The 16,097-nt window shown below is 73.6% G+C and carries 19 protein-coding genes; 3 read left to right on the forward strand and 16 right to left on the reverse strand.

Features of this window, described 5'->3' with window-relative positions; all coding sequences use genetic code 11:
• Positions 1 to 5: 5 nt before the first annotated feature.
• Complete coding sequence (locus ACIPPS_RS16885; RefSeq protein ID WP_401432077.1) at positions 6 to 1,241, forward strand: CaiB/BaiF CoA transferase family protein; 1,236 nt, start codon at positions 6 to 8, stop codon at positions 1,239 to 1,241.
• Complete coding sequence (locus ACIPPS_RS16890; RefSeq protein ID WP_401432079.1) at positions 1,238 to 2,044, forward strand: HpcH/HpaI aldolase/citrate lyase family protein; 807 nt, start codon at positions 1,238 to 1,240, stop codon at positions 2,042 to 2,044. Before ACIPPS_RS16885 ends, ACIPPS_RS16890 begins: the two co-directional genes overlap by 4 nt.
• A gap of 82 nt (positions 2,045 to 2,126) precedes the next feature.
• On the opposite strand, the gene lgt is transcribed toward ACIPPS_RS16890, so the two are convergent.
• From lgt to hisI, 11 genes are all read right to left on the reverse strand, one after another.
• Complete coding sequence (gene lgt / locus ACIPPS_RS16895; protein ID WP_401432081.1) at positions 2,127 to 3,134, reverse strand: prolipoprotein diacylglyceryl transferase; 1,008 nt, start codon at positions 3,132 to 3,134, stop codon at positions 2,127 to 2,129.
• Between the two features lie 111 nt (positions 3,135 to 3,245).
• A complete protein-coding gene (locus ACIPPS_RS16900) occupies positions 3,246 to 4,070 on the reverse strand; it encodes a DsbA family protein (RefSeq protein ID WP_401432084.1) in 825 nt (274 codons plus the stop codon).
• A gap of 64 nt (positions 4,071 to 4,134) precedes the next feature.
• Entirely contained in the window at positions 4,135 to 4,950 is an 816-nt protein-coding gene (trpA, locus tag ACIPPS_RS16905; RefSeq protein WP_401432087.1) for a tryptophan synthase subunit alpha, read from the reverse strand.
• Complete coding sequence (gene trpB, locus ACIPPS_RS16910) at positions 4,947 to 6,242, reverse strand: tryptophan synthase subunit beta (RefSeq protein ID WP_401432089.1); 1,296 nt, start codon at positions 6,240 to 6,242, stop codon at positions 4,947 to 4,949. The genes trpA and trpB overlap by 4 nt, the downstream gene beginning before the upstream one ends.
• A 298-nt stretch (positions 6,243 to 6,540) precedes the next feature.
• Positions 6,541 to 6,753, reverse strand: a complete 213-nt coding sequence (trpM, locus tag ACIPPS_RS16915) for a tryptophan biosynthesis modulator TrpM (RefSeq protein ID WP_401433103.1) — start codon at positions 6,751 to 6,753, stop codon at positions 6,541 to 6,543.
• 88 nt (positions 6,754 to 6,841) lie between these two features.
• Positions 6,842 to 7,651, reverse strand: a complete 810-nt coding sequence (gene trpC, locus ACIPPS_RS16920; protein WP_401432092.1) for an indole-3-glycerol phosphate synthase TrpC — start codon at positions 7,649 to 7,651, stop codon at positions 6,842 to 6,844.
• Positions 7,652 to 7,793: 142 nt separating this feature from the next.
• Positions 7,794 to 8,351 (reverse strand): DUF2752 domain-containing protein, encoded by a 558-nt coding sequence (locus ACIPPS_RS16925; RefSeq protein WP_401432094.1) that lies wholly within the window; start codon positions 8,349 to 8,351, stop codon positions 7,794 to 7,796.
• A gap of 86 nt (positions 8,352 to 8,437) precedes the next feature.
• The gene (locus tag ACIPPS_RS16930; RefSeq protein ID WP_401433106.1) at positions 8,438 to 8,686 is read right to left on the reverse strand and encodes an HGxxPAAW family protein; all 249 of its coding nucleotides are present in this window, start codon (positions 8,684 to 8,686) and stop codon (positions 8,438 to 8,440) included.
• Between the two features lie 255 nt (positions 8,687 to 8,941).
• Positions 8,942 to 9,601, reverse strand: coding sequence for a TIGR02234 family membrane protein (locus ACIPPS_RS16935; RefSeq protein ID WP_401432096.1), 660 nt, complete (start codon positions 9,599 to 9,601; stop codon positions 8,942 to 8,944).
• A gap of 14 nt (positions 9,602 to 9,615) precedes the next feature.
• Positions 9,616 to 11,106, reverse strand: a complete 1,491-nt coding sequence (locus ACIPPS_RS16940) for an anthranilate synthase component I (protein WP_401432098.1) — start codon at positions 11,104 to 11,106, stop codon at positions 9,616 to 9,618.
• Positions 11,107 to 11,117: 11 nt separating this feature from the next.
• A complete protein-coding gene (hisI, locus tag ACIPPS_RS16945; RefSeq protein ID WP_401432100.1) occupies positions 11,118 to 11,468 on the reverse strand; it encodes a phosphoribosyl-AMP cyclohydrolase in 351 nt (116 codons plus the stop codon).
• A gap of 84 nt (positions 11,469 to 11,552) precedes the next feature.
• On the opposite strand from hisI, the gene ACIPPS_RS16950 reads away from it, so the two are divergent.
• On the forward strand, positions 11,553 to 12,188 hold the full coding sequence (locus tag ACIPPS_RS16950) for a TIGR03085 family metal-binding protein (protein WP_401432102.1): 636 nt from the start codon (positions 11,553 to 11,555) through the stop codon (positions 12,186 to 12,188).
• A 13-nt stretch (positions 12,189 to 12,201) separates the two neighbouring features.
• On the opposite strand, the gene ACIPPS_RS16955 is transcribed toward ACIPPS_RS16950, so the two are convergent.
• The 5 genes from ACIPPS_RS16955 to priA all read right to left on the reverse strand — a co-directional run bounded on the left by ACIPPS_RS16955 (position 12,202) and on the right by priA (position 16,096).
• Positions 12,202 to 13,446, reverse strand: coding sequence for an MFS transporter (locus ACIPPS_RS16955; protein ID WP_401432105.1), 1,245 nt, complete (start codon positions 13,444 to 13,446; stop codon positions 12,202 to 12,204).
• Positions 13,443 to 14,030 carry an ArsR/SmtB family transcription factor gene (locus ACIPPS_RS16960; RefSeq protein WP_401432107.1) on the reverse strand — a complete coding sequence of 196 codons (588 nt, stop codon included), beginning with the start codon at positions 14,028 to 14,030 and terminating at the stop codon, positions 13,443 to 13,445. Before ACIPPS_RS16960 ends, ACIPPS_RS16955 begins: the two co-directional genes overlap by 4 nt.
• A 166-nt stretch (positions 14,031 to 14,196) precedes the next feature.
• On the reverse strand, positions 14,197 to 14,952 hold the full coding sequence (gene hisF / locus ACIPPS_RS16965; RefSeq protein ID WP_401432110.1) for an imidazole glycerol phosphate synthase subunit HisF: 756 nt from the start codon (positions 14,950 to 14,952) through the stop codon (positions 14,197 to 14,199).
• Positions 14,949 to 15,347 carry a RidA family protein gene (locus ACIPPS_RS16970; protein WP_401432112.1) on the reverse strand — a complete coding sequence of 133 codons (399 nt, stop codon included), beginning with the start codon at positions 15,345 to 15,347 and terminating at the stop codon, positions 14,949 to 14,951. The genes hisF and ACIPPS_RS16970 overlap by 4 nt, the downstream gene beginning before the upstream one ends.
• Positions 15,344 to 16,096 carry a bifunctional 1-(5-phosphoribosyl)-5-((5-phosphoribosylamino)methylideneamino)imidazole-4-carboxamide isomerase/phosphoribosylanthranilate isomerase PriA gene (gene priA, locus ACIPPS_RS16975; protein ID WP_401432115.1) on the reverse strand — a complete coding sequence of 251 codons (753 nt, stop codon included), beginning with the start codon at positions 16,094 to 16,096 and terminating at the stop codon, positions 15,344 to 15,346. Before priA ends, ACIPPS_RS16970 begins: the two co-directional genes overlap by 4 nt.
• Position 16,097: the final 1 nt, after the last annotated feature.

Raw genomic sequence — 16,097 nt, forward strand, 5'->3', positions numbered from 1 at the left:
CCCCCATGACGCCCCCCACGCCCCCTCACATGACGCCCCACCAGGAGCCGACCGCCCAGCCTCCCCTCCACGGGCTGCGCGTGCTCGATCTCGCCACCCTCTTCGCGGGCCCGCTCGCCGCGACGATGCTCGGCGACTTCGGCGCCGACGTGATCAAGGTCGAGCACCCCCGCACGCCCGACCCGTCCCGTGGCCACGGCCCGGCCAAGGACGGCGTCGGTCTGTGGTGGAAGGTCCTCGGCCGCAACAAGCGGACGATCACCCTCGACCTCTCCACCCCCGGCGGGCGGGACACCCTGCTGCGGATGGCCGCCGACGCCGACGTCGTCGTGGAGAACTTCCGCCCCGGCACCCTGGAGCGCTGGGGCCTCGGCTGGGAGGAGCTCTCCACCGTCAACCCCCGTCTGGTCCTGACCCGCGTCACCGGCTTCGGCCAGTTCGGCCCGTACTCCCACCGGCCCGGCTTCGGCACCCTGGCCGAGGCGATGAGCGGCTTCGCCGCCCTCACCGGCGAACCCGACGGCCCGCCCACCCTTCCCCCCTTCGGCCTCGCCGACTCGATCGCCGCCCTGGCCACGGCGTACGCGGTGATGACCGCGCTCACCGCCAGGACGACCACCGGCCGCGGCCAGGTCGTCGACATGGCCATCATCGAACCGATGCTCTCCGTCATCGGCCCCCACCCCCTCTGGTACGACCAGCTCGGCTACGTGCAGCCGCGCACCGGCAACCGCTCCCGCAACAACGCCCCCCGCAACACGTACCGCACCGCCGACGACTCCTGGGTCGCCGTCTCCACCTCCGCCCAGTCGATCGCCGAACGCGTCATGCGCCTGGTCGGCCGCCCCGAACTGATCGACGAGCCGTGGTTCGCCGACGGCGCCGGCCGGGCCGCCCACGCGGACGTCCTCGACGAGGCGGTCGGCTCCTGGATCGCCCGCCACACCCGGGACGAGGCGATGGCCGCCTTCGAGAAGGCGGAGGCGGCGATCGCGCCCGTCTACGACGTCCGGGACGTGATGGACGACCCGCAGTACCGCGCCCTGAACACCGTCACCGAGGTCCCGGACCCCGAACTGGGGCCGATCCGTATGCAGAACGTCCTCTTCCGGCTCTCCGACACCCCCGGCTCGATCCGCTGGGCCGGCCGCCCGCACGGGGCGGACACGGCGGACGTCCTCGCCGAGGCCGGACTCAGTCCCGCCGAGATCTGCGCCCTGCGCGACCAAGGAGCCGTATGAGGAGCACGCCCCTCCCCCTCACCTGGCTGTACGCCCCCGGGGACCGCCCCGCCGTCGTCCAGAAGGCCCTGCTCTCCGGTGCGGACGTGGTGATCGTCGATCTGGAGGACGCGGTCGCCCCGGAGCGCAAGGCGTACGCGCTGGCCGCGACGGCCGATCTGCTCTCCGACCCCCACCCCGTACCGATCCATGTCCGCATCCACACCGCACGCGACATCCCCACCCTGGCCCCCCTCCCCGGCCTCCGCGGTCTTCGTGTTCCCAAGGTGACACACGCCACTGACATCCACCGGATCGCCGCGTCCACGGCCGGCGTCCCGCTCTACCCGCTCCTGGAGAACGCCCTGGCCGTCGAGAGCGCGTACGCCATCGCCACCGCCCATCCCGCGGTCCACGGCATCGCCCTCGGCGAGGCTGACCTCCGCGCCGATCTGGGCGTACGGGACGACAGCGGCCTCGACTGGTCGCGCGGCCGCCTCGTGGTCGCCGCCCGCGCGGCGGCCCTCCCGCCACCGGCCCAGTCGGTCCACCCCGACATCCGCGACCTGGACGCCCTGGCGGCGAGCTGCGCGCGCGGTCGCGCCCTCGGCTTCCTGGGCCGGGCCGCCATCCACCCCCGCCAGCTCCCGGTGATCGAGCAGGCCTACCTCCCCACGCCCGACGAGGTGGCCGCCGCCGAGGAGGTCGTGAAGGCGGCCGAGAACGAGGAGGGCGCCCTGGCCCTCCCCGACGGCCGCTTCGTCGACGCGGCGGTCGTCGACGGCGCCCGCCGCGTCCTCACCCTCGCCGCCCGGACCTGCTGACCGCTGGCCCGGTACGCCACAGGGCCGCCGGAACCTCTCGGTCCCGGCGGCCCTGTGCGGCATCCCGTACGGGATCCCGTGGTCAGCCCTTGGCCGCGGACTCCGCGCCCTTCGCGGGCACGTCCGCGGCCTGGTCCGCGGAGGCCTCGCGCCGAGCGGCGCCCCCCTCGGCCCCGGTCTCGCCCTCGGCGCCGGTCTCGCCCTCGGCGGTCTCGGAGTCGTCCGGGCCCGAGGCGGACGCGGACTCCTCGTCGCCACCGACCGGCGCCGGCTTGTCCCGCTCCGGCTCCACGATCTCCTCGCGCCCCGGACGCAGCCGCGACGAGATCACGATGTACGCGACGGCCAGGACGAAGACGACGATCGCCGTCCAGACGTTCAGCCGGAGACCCAGCACGTGGTGCGCCTCGTCGACCCGCATGTACTCGATCCAGGCCCGGCCCGTGCAGTACGCGGCGACGTACAGCGCGAAGGCGCGCCCGTGGCCGAGCTTGAAGCGACGGTCGGCCCAGATGACCAGGAGCGCGACGCCGACGCACCACAGCGACTCGTAGAGGAAGGTCGGGTGGTAGATCCCGGCCTCGCGGTTCGCGCCGGCGCTGATCTCCAGGCCCCACGGGAGGTCGGTCGGCCTGCCGTACAGCTCCTGGTTGAACCAGTTGCCCCAGCGGCCGATGGCCTGGGCGAAGGCGATGCCGGGCGCGATGGCGTCCGCGTACGCGGGGAGCGGGATGCCGCGTCGGCGGCAGCCGATCCAGGCGCCCACCGCGCCGAACGCGATGGCGCCCCAGATGCCGAGGCCGCCCTCCCAGATCTTGAAGGCGTCGACCCAGTTCTCACCCTCGCTGAAGTACAGCTGGTAATCGGTGATGACGTGGTAGAGCCGGCCGCCGACGAGGCCGAAAGGCACGGCCCAGACGGCGATGTCGGCCACGGTGCCGGCTCTGCCGCCCCGGGCGATCCAGCGCTTGTTGCCGTACCAGACGGCGACGAAGACACCGATGATGATGCAGAAGGCGTAGGCGCGCAGCGGTACCGGTCCGAGGTGGAGGACACCGGTCGACGGGCTGGGAATGAAGGCAAGGTCCATGGCAGGACCGACGCTACCTTGCCGGGTGGGCGTCGCGGCAGCCCACCCGGCAACGTCTGCGTAACTAAGAGGATCTCACCGAGGATCTCACCGGCGGGCCGGTCGGCGACGTCAGCCGGCCGACGGCGAGGCCGTGCCCGGCTTCTTGCCCTTGTTGGCCTCGGCGACCCACTTCTTCAGGTTCTCCGGGGAGATCTGCTCGTTCCCCTTCGACGGGAAGATCGACACTCCGTTCAGCAGCACCGAGGGCGTGCCCTGGAAGCTGCCCTTCTCGAAGGCCTCGTTCGACTTCCCGACCCAGCTGTCGTGCGTGCCGTCCTCGACGCAGCTGCGGAAGGCCGGGGTGTCGAGGCCGGGCACCTTCGCCGCGAGCTCGATCAGCTTGGCGTTGTCCCCGAAGGTGTCGTCCTGCTCGGGCGGCTGGTTGATGTACAGCGTGTCGTGGTACGCCGTGAACTTCCCGGCGTCCTGGGCGCACGCCGCGGCGTTCGCCGCGCGCAGCGAGCCCTGGCCGCCCATGTTCCGGTCGATGAGGGTGGCGAGGTGGTACTCGGCCTTGAGCGCGCCCGAGGCCTCCAGCTCGTGGATGGTGTCCCGGAACGCGTTCTCGAAGGAGGCGCAGGCGGGGCAGCGGAAGTCCTCCCAGATCTGGAGCGTGGAGGGGGCGTCCGCCTTCCCGGTGGGGATGGAGGGCTTGTCCCCCTCGGTCGAGCCGGTCGGGGCGACGACCGGGCCCGCCTTGTCCGAGCCGCCGTCCTTGCCCCCGGTGTTGGCGGCGATCACGCCGACCACCGCGGCCAGTCCGAGGACGCCGACGACCGCGGCCGACACGATCAGGACGCGCCGCTGCTTCTCCCGTGCCTTGTCACGCTCACGCTGCTGCTGGAGCCGCTCCCGCGCGCTCCGATTACCGAAATCGTCACTGTTCTTGCTCACGCCCTCAGCAACGAACCGGGGAGGCGCGGCCGCGCCTCCCCGGTCACAGATCCACCCGAACGGGTTACGAAACTCGACGGACGCCCTCGGCGAGTTCGCCCGCCAGTTCCCTTACGGCGGCGAGTCCGGCGGCCTCGCTGTCGGCGTCGAGCATCCGCTTGACGAACGCGGAGCCGACGATGACGCCGTCGGCGAAGGCGGCGACCTCCTTGGCCTGTGCGGCGTTGGAGACGCCGAGCCCGACACAGACCGGCAGCGCGGCCGTGGCGCGGGTGCGGCGGACGAGGTCGGCCGCCTCGGCGCCGACCGACTCGCGGGTGCCGGTGACGCCCATGAGGGAGGCGGCGTAGACGAAGCCGGAGCCGGCCGCCGTGATGGTGGCGAGCCGCTCGTCCTTGCTGCTGGGGGCGACGACGAAGACGGTCGCGAGACCGTGCTTCTCGGCGTGCTCACGCCACTGGCCGGACTCCTGGACGGGCAGGTCCGGCAGGATGCAGCCGGCGCCGCCGGCCGCGGCCAGCTCCTCGGTGAACCGCTCGACGCCGTAGCGGTCGATCGGGTTCCAGTACGTCATGACCAGGACGGGCTTCCCGGTGGCCTCGAAGGCCTCCCGGACGGTCCGCATCACGTCGGCGATCCGCACGCCGCCGCGCAGGGCGATGTCGTCGGCGGTCTGGATGACGGGGCCGTCGAGGACCGGGTCGCTGTGCGGGAGGCCGACCTCGACGATGTCGGCGCCGCCGTCGAAGACGGCCTTGACCGCCGCGATGCCGCCGTCCACGGTCGGGAACCCGGCCGGCAGGTAGGCGATGAGCGCGGCGCGGTTCTCGGCCTTGGCCTTGGCCAGGGTGTCGCTGAGGAGCTGGATGGTGCCGCTCACTTGGTGTCCCTCCGGATCTCGCCCGCGCCGTCCTCGGCGGCGGCGTCGGCCTCGACGGGGGCCGCGTCGGTGTCGTAGAGCCCGAAGTAGCGGGCCGCCGTGTCCATGTCCTTGTCGCCGCGTCCGGAGAGGTTGACGACGAGCAGGCCCTCGGGGCCGAGCTCCTTGCCGATCTCCAGGGCCCCGGCGAGCGCGTGCGCGGACTCGATGGCCGGGATGATGCCCTCGGTGCGGGAGAGCAGCCGCAGGGCCTGCATGGCCGCGTCGTCGGTGACGGCGCGGTACTCGCCGCGTCCGGTGTCCTTGAGGTACGCGTGCTCCGGGCCGATGCCCGGGTAGTCCAGGCCGGCCGAGATGGAGTACGGCTCGGTGATCTGGCCCTCGTCGTCCTGGAGGACGTACGACCGGGAGCCGTGCAGGATGCCGGGCTCGCCCGCGGTGAGGGTGGCGGCGTGCTCGCCGGTCTCGACACCGTGGCCGGCCGGCTCGCAGCCGACGAGGCGGACGTCGCTGTCCGGGATGAAGGCGTGGAAGAGGCCGATGGCGTTGGAGCCGCCGCCGACGCAGGCCACGGCCGCGTCGGGGAGGCGGCCGGCGAGCTCCAGGATCTGGCGGCGGGCCTCGACGCCGATGACGCGGTGGAAGTCGCGGACCATGGCGGGGAAGGGGTGCGGGCCCGCGACGGTGCCGAAGAGGTAGTGCGTGCGGTCGACGTTGGCGACCCAGTCGCGGAACGCCTCGTTGATGGCGTCCTTGAGGGTGCGGCTGCCGGACTTCACCGGGATGACCTCGGCGCCGAGGATGCGCATCCGGGCGACGTTCAGCGCCTGGCGCTGGGTGTCGATCTCGCCCATGTAGATGGTGCATTCGAGCCCGAAGAGCGCGCAGGCGGTGGCGGTGGCGACACCGTGCTGGCCGGCGCCGGTCTCGGCGATGACCCGGGTCTTGCCCATGCGCTTGGTGAGCAGGGCCTGCCCGAGCACGTTGTTGATCTTGTGCGAGCCGGTGTGGTTGAGGTCCTCGCGCTTGAGGAAGACCCGGGCGCCGCCCGCGTGTTCGGCGAACCGGGGCACCTCGGTGAGGGCGCTCGGACGGCCGGTGTAGTGGACCATCAGGTCGTTGAGCTCGCGCGCGAACTCGGGGTCGCTCTTGGCCTTGTCGTACTCGACGGCGACCTCGTCGACGGCGGCGACGAGGGCCTCGGGGATGAACTTGCCGCCGTAGGCGCCGAAGTAGCCCTCGGCGGAGGGGACCTGACCCTCCGGGTCGGGAAGGAAGAACTCGCTGGACATGCGACTGCCTCTCGCGGGGCGGTGCCCCGGGTGACGTGCGGTTGTGTGGTCACGGTAGGCGCGCGAGCCCTCCACGTACGGCAACGCCGTGGCGTTCCGGTCACCTACGGCGACGGCGCCGTGACCGTTCCGCCAGGCCCGCCCGCCCGCGTTGTGGACAGGCGTTCCGCCGGGGCGGAACGGGTGGGCGCGACGGACGGCGCCCTTGCCGGGCCGAGGCTCGCGGTGCGTACGGTGCACAGGGGCGCGCCCTCGTGGTGGCGGGGCACACGGGGGTGGGCGGGGGGCGACGCCTCGGCTAGGCGTGGGTGACGTGGGTGACGTTCGTGAAGGTGCGCGCGGGGCGCGGGCGCCATCGCATGCCGTTGACCTGGCCCGGCTCGCTCCCGATCACGTACCGCACACGGCGGCCGTGGACCCGCCGCGCCGGCGCCCGGCAGCCGCGCGGGCGGCAGCCCCGGGCCAGCGGGGCGTGCGCGGGCGCGGCGGCGGTACGGAGCCGGGTGCGCATCGCGCGGGTCACCGCGGCCGCGCCGAAACCACCCGGGGCGGCGAGGCCCCGGGTGGTCGGCGTGGCGCGGTACGCGGTCATGGCGGGGTCAGCCCCGCCCGTGACGCAGGGCCGGGTGGGCGCCCGCGGCGACGAGGTCGGCGACGGCGGCCTTCGGGTCGCGGCCGGTCACGAGGGACTCGCCGACCAGGACCGCGTCGGCGCCGGCGTTGGCGTACGCGATGAGGTCGTGCGGCCCGCGGACGCCGGACTCGGCGACCTTGACGATGCCGGCCGGGATCTCCGGGGCGACCCGGTCGAAGGTGGAGCGGTCGACCTTGAGGGTCTTGAGGTTGCGCGCGTTGACGCCGATGATCCGGGCGCCCGCGTCGACGGCGCGCTCGACCTCGTCCTCGTCGTGGACCTCGACCAGCGGGGTGAGGCCGATGGACTCGGCCCGCTCGATGAGCGAGACGAGGGCCTCCTGCTCCAGCGCGGCGACGATCAGGAGCGCGAGGTCGGCGCCGTAGGCGCGGGCCTCCCACAGCTGGTACGCCGAGACGATGAAGTCCTTGCGCAGCACCGGGATGTCGACCCGGGCGCGGACGGCCTCCAGGTCGGCGAGCGAACCGCCGAAGCGGCGCTCCTCGGTGAGCACGGAGATGACGGCGGCGCCGCCCGCCTCGTAGTCGGCGGCGAGGGCGGCCGGGTCGGCGATCGCGGCGAGTGCGCCCTTGGACGGGCTGGAGCGCTTGACCTCGCAGATCACGGTGACGCCTTCTCCGCGCAGTGCGGCGACGCCGTCCTTGGCCTGCGGCGCCTTGGCGGCGCGCTCCTTGAGCTCGTCGAGGGAGACCCGCGCCTGCCGCTCTGCGAGGTCGGCGCGCACGCCTGCGATGATCTCGTCGAGCACACTCACGCGAGAGGCCCCCTTCCGGGACGGTGATGGTGACGTTCGTGCGGATGAACCAGGTTCAGCCATGTCGATGGTATCCGCCCGAGCGCTCGGGTCTCGCATCCGGCCGCCGTGCGTCCCACCTGCTGGGACTTCCGGGGAGGGGTCATGGGGCAAGGGCGGAGCCGAACGGGAGGTTCCGTACGAGGGTGAAGAGGGCCAGGACGGAGCCGATCCCCCACCACCAGGCGGGACTGATCGCGACCCGCATGGGCACGGCGCGTACGGCGCGAATCAGCCACACGGCCATGACGACGGCGAAGAGGCCGTAGCCGACGACGGCGAGGGCGTTGGCGCCGAAGGCGGTGGAGAGCTCGCCGTGGACGAAGGCGTGGGCGCTGCGGAGCCCGCCGCAGCCGGGGCAGTACAGGCCGGTGAAGCGCAGGAGCGGGCAGACCGGGTAGTGGCCGGGTTCGTTGGGGTCGACGGCCGCGACGTACGCGAACGCGGCGCCGACGCCGGCCAGCGCCCCGAGCGGCGCGAGCAGCCGCACCCCGAGCGACCGCGTCGCCGGTCCGGCCACCCCACCGGGGTGTGCGGGCACGACGGGGGCGGCGGGGGCGGCGAGTGCAGCGGGCACGGCAGGGGCGGCGGGGGCCAGGGGCGGCTGCCCGCCCTCGATGGCGTCGTCGGGCTTCGCGGGGGTCGTCGGCTTCGCTTCCACGCGGTGATTGTCGCCCCTGACGCGCGAAGGCGCAGCCCGGTCCCGCCGGGCTGCGCCTTCGCGCGTGTCGTGTGCCGCCGCTGCCGTCAGGCGCGCGCCTTGGCCGTCGCCGCCTCGCGGGCCGCGACGACCGCCGCCGACTGCTTCGGCATGCCCATGCCCGCCACCTTCATCGCGAGGCCGATCACACCGCCGAGGACGATGACGGCCATGCCGGCCCAGAAGCCGGCCGTGTTGGCCGCCACCATGAAGACTCCGGCGATGCAGAAGCCGATGAAGGAGATGATGACACCGGTCCAGGCGGCCGGGGTGTGTCCGTGGGCGCTGCCCGCCATGAGTTGCTCCTCGTTGCTGTTGCTCGGTGGTGGCTCGATGGTGAGGTCCCACGCGTGCGCGGACACTCGTGGTCATTGTCCCGCACACAGGGGCGCGACGATGAATCGGGGTGGCCCGACGATCACGCGTCGCCGTCCGACCCACGCACGGCCCTCGCGTGCCGCTCCGCCCGCCGGGCTCTACGCCCCGCGCGTGCTCCACCCACGACACAGCCGCGCCGGACCCCGCGCCCGCGCGTCCGTTCCGCCGCCGGCTCAGTCGTGTGTCGGGTCCTCGCCGCGGTCCAGCGCCTTCCAGAGGTCCTCCGGGCGGTCGGTCGCCGTCGCCCGGGGGGCCGGCCGTCCGGCGCGCGGGGCGCCGGCGCGCTCGTAGCGTCCGCCCATCGCCGGCCAGCTCGTGCCGAACCGCAGCGCGAGCAGCCCCGCGACGAGGATCAGCAGCGCGCCGCCCGCCGTCACGTACGGCCACGCGGTGTGGGTGAGGCCCTCCACCGCCGCAGCGGTGTCTCCGGAGATCCGGGCGGCCTCGGCGTCCAGCGCGTCGCTGTCGGAGGCGCCGAGGAACGCGGCCACCGCCGCGCCCGCGCCGCTGAGCGCGAGCAGACCGGCGACCAGGGTGCGACCGGCGCGGCGCACGGCGAAGACGGCGACGAGCGCGGCGAGGCCGACGATCGCGAGCGCCGTCGGCACTCCGGTGACGGCGCCGCCGTTCGCCTCGACGGGCACCGTGCCGCCGCCGACCGACGCCGTGCCCTGGGCCCAGATCTGGCCCGCGGACAGCAGCACGACGGTGGCGCCGAGGGCGCCGAGCAGGAGAGCCGCGGCCAGGCTGCGGCGGCCGCCGGGCGTGGCGGCCGCGCCGCCCGCGCGAGCGGCTCGGGGCTGGGGTACGGGAACAGCACTCACGCACCCCACTATCCCTTACGCCGTCACGTGCCGTTCATCCGGTTGGCGGTGTGTACGGCACGGAGGACCGCGGCGGCCTTGTTCCGGCACTCGGTGTCCTCGGCGACCGGGTCGGAGTCGGCGACGACACCGGCTCCGGCCTGCACGTACGCGGTGCCGTCGCGCAGCAGGGCGGTACGGATGGCGATGGCGGTGTCGGAGTCCCCGGCGAAGTCGAGGTAGCCGACGCAGCCGCCGTACAGTCCGCGCCGGGAGGGCTCGAGCTCCTCGATGATCTGCATGGCGCGCGGCTTCGGGGCGCCGGACAGGGTGCCCGCGGGGAAGCAGGCGGTGAGGACGTCGAACGCCGTGCGACCCTGGGCGACCCGGCCGGTCACGGTGGAGACGATGTGCATGACGTGCGAGTACCGCTCGATCGACATGAAGTCGACGACCTCCACCGAGCCCGGCTCGCAGACCCGGCCGAGGTCGTTGCGGCCGAGGTCGACGAGCATCAGGTGCTCGGCGCGCTCCTTGGGGTCGGCGAGCAGCTCCTCGGCGAGGTCGTGGTCCTCCTGCGGGGTGGCCCCGCGGTGCCGCGTGCCGGCGATGGGGTGGACCATCGCCTGGCCGTCCTCGACCTTGACCAGGGCCTCGGGGCTGGAGCCGACGACGTCGAAGCCGTTCTCGAACCGGAAGAGGTACATGTACGGCGACGGGTTGGTGGCCCGCAGCACCCGGTAGACGTCGAGCGCGGAGGCGTGGCACGGGGTCTCGAAGCGCTGCGAGGGGACGACCTGGAAGGCCTCGCCCGCCCGGATCCGCTCCTTGATGTCCTCGACGGCGTCCTGGTAGGCCGGGCCGCCCCAGAGCGCGGAGAACTCCGGCAGCTCGGAGGGCGGGAGCGCGGCGGGGACGGTGGCGACGGGGCGGGCCAGGTCGGCCTGCATGGCGTCGAGCCGGGCGACGGCGTCGGCGTACGCCTCGTCGACACCGGTCTCCAGGTCGTTGTGGTTGATCGCGTTGGCGATCAGCAGGACGGAGCCGTCCCAGTGGTCCAGGACGGCGAGGTCGCTGGTCAGGAGCATGGTCAGCTCGGGCAGCTCCAGGTCGTCACGGGTGGAGTCCCCGATGCGCTCCAGGCGGCGGACGATGTCGTAGCCGAGGTAGCCGACCATGCCGCCGGTGAAGGGCGGCATCCCGGAGGACAGGTCGCGCGGGGTGTGCAGGGCCTCGACGGTGGCGCGCAGCGCGGCGAGCGGGTCGCCGTCGGTGGGGACGCCGACGGGCGGGGTGCCGAGCCAGTGGGCCTGCCCGTCGCGGACGGTGAGGGTGGCGTCGCTCCGGACGCCGATGAAGGAGTACCGGGACCAGGAGCGGCCGTTCTCGGCGGATTCGAGGAGGAAGGTGCCGGTGCGTTCGGCGGCGAGCTTGCGGTAGAGCGCGACCGGGGTGTCACCGTCCGCGAGGAGCCGACGGCTGACGGGAATCACGCGGCGGTCGGCCGCCAGCTTGCGGAAGGTCTCGAGATCCATGGCGCCAGACCCTACTTGCCCAGGGGCAGGACGTCGGCGTCGAAGCAGGTCCGCGCGCCGGTGTGGCAGGCGGCCCCCACCTGGTCGACCTTGACGAGCACGGTGTCGGCGTCGCAGTCGAGGGCGACGGACCTGACGTGCTGGACGTGGCCGGAGGTGTCGCCCTTGACCCAGTACTCCTGGCGGCTGCGGGACCAGTAGGTGCAGCGGCCGGTGGTGAGGGTGCGGTGGAGGGCCTCGTCGTCCATCCAGCCGAGCATCAGCACCTCGCCGGTGTCGTACTGCTGGGCGATGGCCGGGACGAGTCCGTCCGGGCTGCGCTTGAGGCGGGCGGCGATGGCCGGGTCGAGATTGCTGCTCATGGGGCCATTGTGCCGTGGCCGGGGGACACGTCCGGGCGGGCGTCCACTGGGCGGACCGCGGGCCGCGGTCGTACGCTGGCGGGCATGTCGACCCATGCGAAGCGTGAACGCCTTCTGCTCGCCGATCTGTTGGAGGCGGCCGGGCCCGAAGCCCCGACGCTCTGCGAGGGCTGGCTGACCCGCGACCTCGCGGCCCATGTGGTGGTGCGCGAGCGCCGCCCGGACGCGGCCGCCGGATCCCTCGTACCGGCGCTGAAGGCGCGGCTCGACCGGGTGCAGGCGGAGTTCGCGGAGAAGCCGTACGAGGAGCTGATCCAGCTCATCCGGACCGGCCCGCCACGGATGTCGCCGTTCACCATCAAGCAGGTCGACGAGGGGGCGAACGTCGTCGAGTTCTACGTCCACACGGAGGACGTACGGCGTGCCCAGCCCGACTGGTCGGCGCGCGAGCTGGACCCGGTCTTCTCGGACGCCCTCTGGAGCCGCCTGGAGAAGGGCGCCCGCCTCTTCGGCCGCAAGGCCCCGGTGGGCCTGGTGCTGCGCCGCCCGAACGGCCAGACGGCGGTCGCGCACAAGGGCACCCCGGTGGTGACGGTCTCCGGGGAGCCGGGCGAGCTGACGATGTTCGTGTTCGGCCGCCAGGACGTGGCGAAGGTGGAGCTGGACGGCGACCAGGACGCGATCGAGCGGCTGCACGAGACGAAGCAGCTGGGGATCTAGCCTCTCCGAGGGCTCAGCCCTTCGCCACGGGCAGCTCCGCGCGCCTCAGGCTGCGTACGGAGAGTCCGTACAGCCCGCCGGCCGCGCAGATCGCCGCGCTCGCCACGAACACCGGTCCGAGGCCCCACAGGCCCACCGCCGCGCCGGTGAGGGGGAAGCTCAGCGGGGCGAGGCCCAGGCTGACGAAGCTGGTCACGGCGGTCACCCGGCCGAGGTACGCGGGGTCGCACTCGGTCTGCGTGAGCGCCCCGCACAGGGCGCCGCTGAGGCCCGCGAGCAGGCCGACGGAGAGTGCCAGGGCCACGGCGACCGGCAGCTGCGGTACGTACGCGAGGGCGCCCACCGAGCCCGCGCTGAGGGCGATCGCCGCGCCGAGAACGGCGCCCGCGCGGGGTATCCGGCCGCGCACGGTGAGCAGCAGGGAGGCGGCGCCCGCTCCCGTACCGAATCCGGCGAGGACCCAGCCGATACCCGACGCGCCCCAGCCGCGCTCGTCGGCGAGGAGGGCGAGGCCCACGTTGGCGGGGCCGACGAAGCCGAGGTCGCTGAGGGCGACGACGATCGTCAGGGGGCCGAGGACGCGGTGCCGGCGGAGGTAGCGCAGGCCGTCGGCGAGGTCGCGCAGGGCCGTGCCCTCCCGTCTCGCCCCGCCGCCCGGCAGCGGGGCGAGCCGGAGTGCCAGGAGCAGCGGCAGGGAGACCGCGAAGAGGAGCCCGGCCGCCCCGAAGGCGGCGGCCGGCCCCCCGAGGGCGACGGCGAGGCCGCCGAGCGGGGCGCCGAGGACGAGTCCGGCGCGCTGGGCGAGACCGCGCATGCCCTGGACCCGGGCGAGCTGGTCCCGGGCGGCGATCCGGGGCGGCAGGGCGCCCACGGCGGGCAGGAAGAGGGCGTCGACGGTGCCGAAGACCAGGGCGACGGCGGCGAGCACCCAGAGGCCGGGGCTGCTGAGCAGGAGCGCCCCGGCCACGCCGAGGACGACGAGGCAGCGGACGGTGTCGGAGAGGATGACGACCCGGTGCGGGCCGAAGCGGTCGGCGATCACTCCCCCGCCGAGCATGAGCAGGGCGCGCGGGACGGCGCTGACGGCCATGACGAGCCCGGCCTCGGCGGGTGTGCCGCTGCGGACGGCGGTCCAGGAGAGGGCGAGGTAATAGAGGCTGTCGCCGACGGCGGAGGCGGAGTACGCCCCGAGCCAGCGCAGCACGTTGGGGTCGCGGTGGGCGGGCCGGGCGGGCGGGGCCTCGACGAGCGCCGTCACGGGCGGTAGGGGAAGCCGTAGAGGTGGATGGCGACGTTCTCGCGGCCCTCGGTGTCGCCGGCCTCCTCGGCGGCGCGGGCCCGCTGGTCGAACGTCCGCAGGACGGCCTCCAGCTCCTTGCCGAGGGCGGAGAGTTCCGCGGCGGTGAGGCGGGGCAGCCACTCCGCGCCGATGGAGGCCGAGCGCCACTCGTCCGACCAGGTGAGCCGCTCGTCCAGGAAACGCGCGTGGAGCGCGGCGCGCTGGTCGTTGAACGTGCGGCCGAGGGCGTCGCTCGCGGCGACCAGTTCGGGTGCGTCGCGCATGTCCTCGTCGTGAACGCTGAGCCCGTAGGAGCTGGGCCGCCACCACCGCTCGCGACCGTCGGCCGACTGCGCGGCGGCCTCCTCGATCAGCCCGTGGTCGGCGAGTTTGCGCAGGTGGTAGCTGACGAGCGAGACGGCCTCGTCGACCTGGTCGGCGAGCTGGGAGGCGGTGGCGGTGCGGGCGACGAAGAGGGCTCGGTAGAGCCGCATGCGCAGCGGGTGCGAGATGGCCTTGAGGGTGCCGAGATCGGTGATCCGGCGGCTGTCGGGCGAGGTCATGGAGCGACCGTAGATGCGAAAGAAATCTTGCGCAAGAGAAATTGCGCAACTTTCCTTGCGTAATGGGGTCGTTCCCGCTGCGCGCGCCCACGATCCTGCGGATCCGGGCAGACGGAAGGGCCCCCGGCAGCACCGGGGGCCCTTCACCGAACAACGCGGACTCCGCTCAGCGAACCGGGTGGCCCGCCCCTCGCAGCGCGTCCTTGACCTCTGAGATCCGCAGGTCGCCGAAGTGGAAGACCGACGCCGCGAGCACCGCGTCCGCGCCCGCCTCGATGGCCGGCGGGAAGTCCGCCAGCCGGCCGGCGCCGCCGGACGCGATCACGGGCACGGTCACGTGCGTGCGCACGGCCGCAATCATCTCCGTGTCGTAGCCGTCCTTGGTGCCGTCGGCGTCCATGGAGTTGAGCAGGATCTCGCCCGCGCCCAGCTCGGCGGCCCGGTGCGCCCACTCGACGGCGTCGATGCCGGTGCCCTTGCGGCCGCCGTGCGTCGTCACCTCGAAGGAGCCCGAGGCGGTGCGCCGGGCGTCCACGGACAGCACGAGCACCTGGCGGCCGAAGCGCTCCGCGATCTCGCGGATCAGCTCGGGCCGGGCGATCGCGGCCGTGTTCACGCCGACCTTGTCGGCCCCGGCGCGCAGCAGCTTGTCGACGTCCTCCGCCGAGCGCACCCCGCCGCCCACGGTCAGCGGGATGAAGACCTGCTCGGCGGTGCGGCGCACCACGTCGTAGGTGGTCTCCCGGTTGCCGGAGGAGGCGGTGATGTCGAGGAAGGTCAGCTCGTCGGCGCCCTCGGCGTCGTACAGCTTCGCCATCTCGACGGGGTCGCCCGCGTCGCGCAGGTTCTGGAAGTTCACGCCCTTGACGACGCGGCCGTTGTCCACGTCGAGGCAGGGGATCACCCTGATGGCGAGCGTCATGAGGCCTCGCTCCGGTACGCCTCGACCTCGACCTCGACGACCAGGCTCGGCTCGACGAAGCCGGACACGATGATCATCGAGGCGGCCGGGCGGACGGCGTCGAACAGCTCCTTGTGGGCGCGGCCGACCTCCTCCACATCCCGGGCGTGGGTGATGTACATCCGGGTCCGTACGACGTCCTCCCGGCCGAGGCCCAGCTTGCCCAGCGCGTCGAAGGCCACGTTGAAGGAGTTGACCGCCTGCTCGTACGGGCCTCCGCCGGCGATCTGGCCGCCGACCACCGACGTGCAGCCGGAGACCAGGACCAGGCCGTTCGGCAGCTCCACCGCGCGGGAGTAGCCGAACTGCTCCTCCCAGGGAGCGCCCGTCACCACTTTGCGGACCGCGTCGGTCATACGGAAGCCACCGCCTCCAGCGCTTCCTCCAGCGTGAACGCCTCGGCGTACAGCGCCTTGCCGACGATCGCGCCCTCGACGCCCAGCGGGACGAGCCCGGACAGGGCACGCAGGTCGTCCAGGGACGACACGCCGCCGGAGGCGACGACGGGCTTGTCGGTGGCCGCGCAGACGTTCTTCAGGAGCTCCAGGTTGGGGCCCTGCAGGGTCCCGTCCTTCGCGATGTCGGTGACGACATAGCGGGAGCAGCCCTCGGAGTCGAGGCGGGCGAGCGTCTCGTAGAGGTCGCCGCCGTCGCGGGTCCAGCCACGGCCGCGGAGCGTGGTGCCGCGCACGTCGAGGCCGACCGCGATCTTGTCGCCGTGCTCGGCGATGACCTTGGCGACCCACTCGGGGGTCTCCAGGGCCGCGGTGCCCAGGTTGACGCGGGTGCAGCCGGTGGCGAGGGCGGCGGCGAGCGAGGCGTCGTCGCGGATGCCGCCGGAGAGCTCGACCTTGATGTCCATGGCCCGGGCGACCTCGGCGATCAGCTCGCGGTTGTCGCCGGTACCGAAGGCGGCGTCCAGGTCGACCAGGTGCAGCCACTCGGCACCGGAGCGCTGCCACGCGAGGGCGGCCTCCAGCGGGGAGCCGTAGGACGTCTCCGTACCCGACTCGCCGTGCACGAGGCGGACGGCCTGGCCGTCGCGGACGTCGACGGCGGGCAGCAGTTCGAGGACGCTCCCGGAGGAGACGTTTCCAGAAGACACA

Source organism: Streptomyces sp. NPDC090127 (genome assembly GCF_044746945.1).
GTDB lineage: Bacteria > Actinomycetota > Actinomycetes > Streptomycetales > Streptomycetaceae > Streptomyces.

Coding starts and splice junctions, on each gene's coding strand:
- trpB (WP_401432089.1), bottom strand. CDS start 6,242: ATGTCCAGCGAGTTCTTCCTTCCCGACCCGGAGGGTCAGGTCCCCTCC.
- hisI (WP_401432100.1), bottom strand. CDS start 11,468: ATGAGCAGCAATCTCGACCCGGCCATCGCCGCCCGCCTCAAGCGCAGC.
- ACIPPS_RS16970 (WP_401432112.1), bottom strand. CDS start 15,347: ATGACCGACGCGGTCCGCAAAGTGGTGACGGGCGCTCCCTGGGAGGAG.
- ACIPPS_RS16890 (WP_401432079.1), top strand. CDS start 1,238: ATGAGGAGCACGCCCCTCCCCCTCACCTGGCTGTACGCCCCCGGGGAC.
- ACIPPS_RS16940 (WP_401432098.1), bottom strand. CDS start 11,106: ATGGATCTCGAGACCTTCCGCAAGCTGGCGGCCGACCGCCGCGTGATT.
- hisF (WP_401432110.1), bottom strand. CDS start 14,952: ATGACGCTCGCCATCAGGGTGATCCCCTGCCTCGACGTGGACAACGGC.
- ACIPPS_RS16950 (WP_401432102.1), top strand. CDS start 11,553: ATGTCGACCCATGCGAAGCGTGAACGCCTTCTGCTCGCCGATCTGTTG.
- ACIPPS_RS16930 (WP_401433106.1), bottom strand. CDS start 8,686: ATGGCGGGCAGCGCCCACGGACACACCCCGGCCGCCTGGACCGGTGTC.
- ACIPPS_RS16960 (WP_401432107.1), bottom strand. CDS start 14,030: ATGACCTCGCCCGACAGCCGCCGGATCACCGATCTCGGCACCCTCAAG.
- ACIPPS_RS16885 (WP_401432077.1), top strand. CDS start 6: ATGACGCCCCCCACGCCCCCTCACATGACGCCCCACCAGGAGCCGACC.
- trpM (WP_401433103.1), bottom strand. CDS start 6,753: ATGCGCACCCGGCTCCGTACCGCCGCCGCGCCCGCGCACGCCCCGCTG.
- lgt (WP_401432081.1), bottom strand. CDS start 3,134: ATGGACCTTGCCTTCATTCCCAGCCCGTCGACCGGTGTCCTCCACCTC.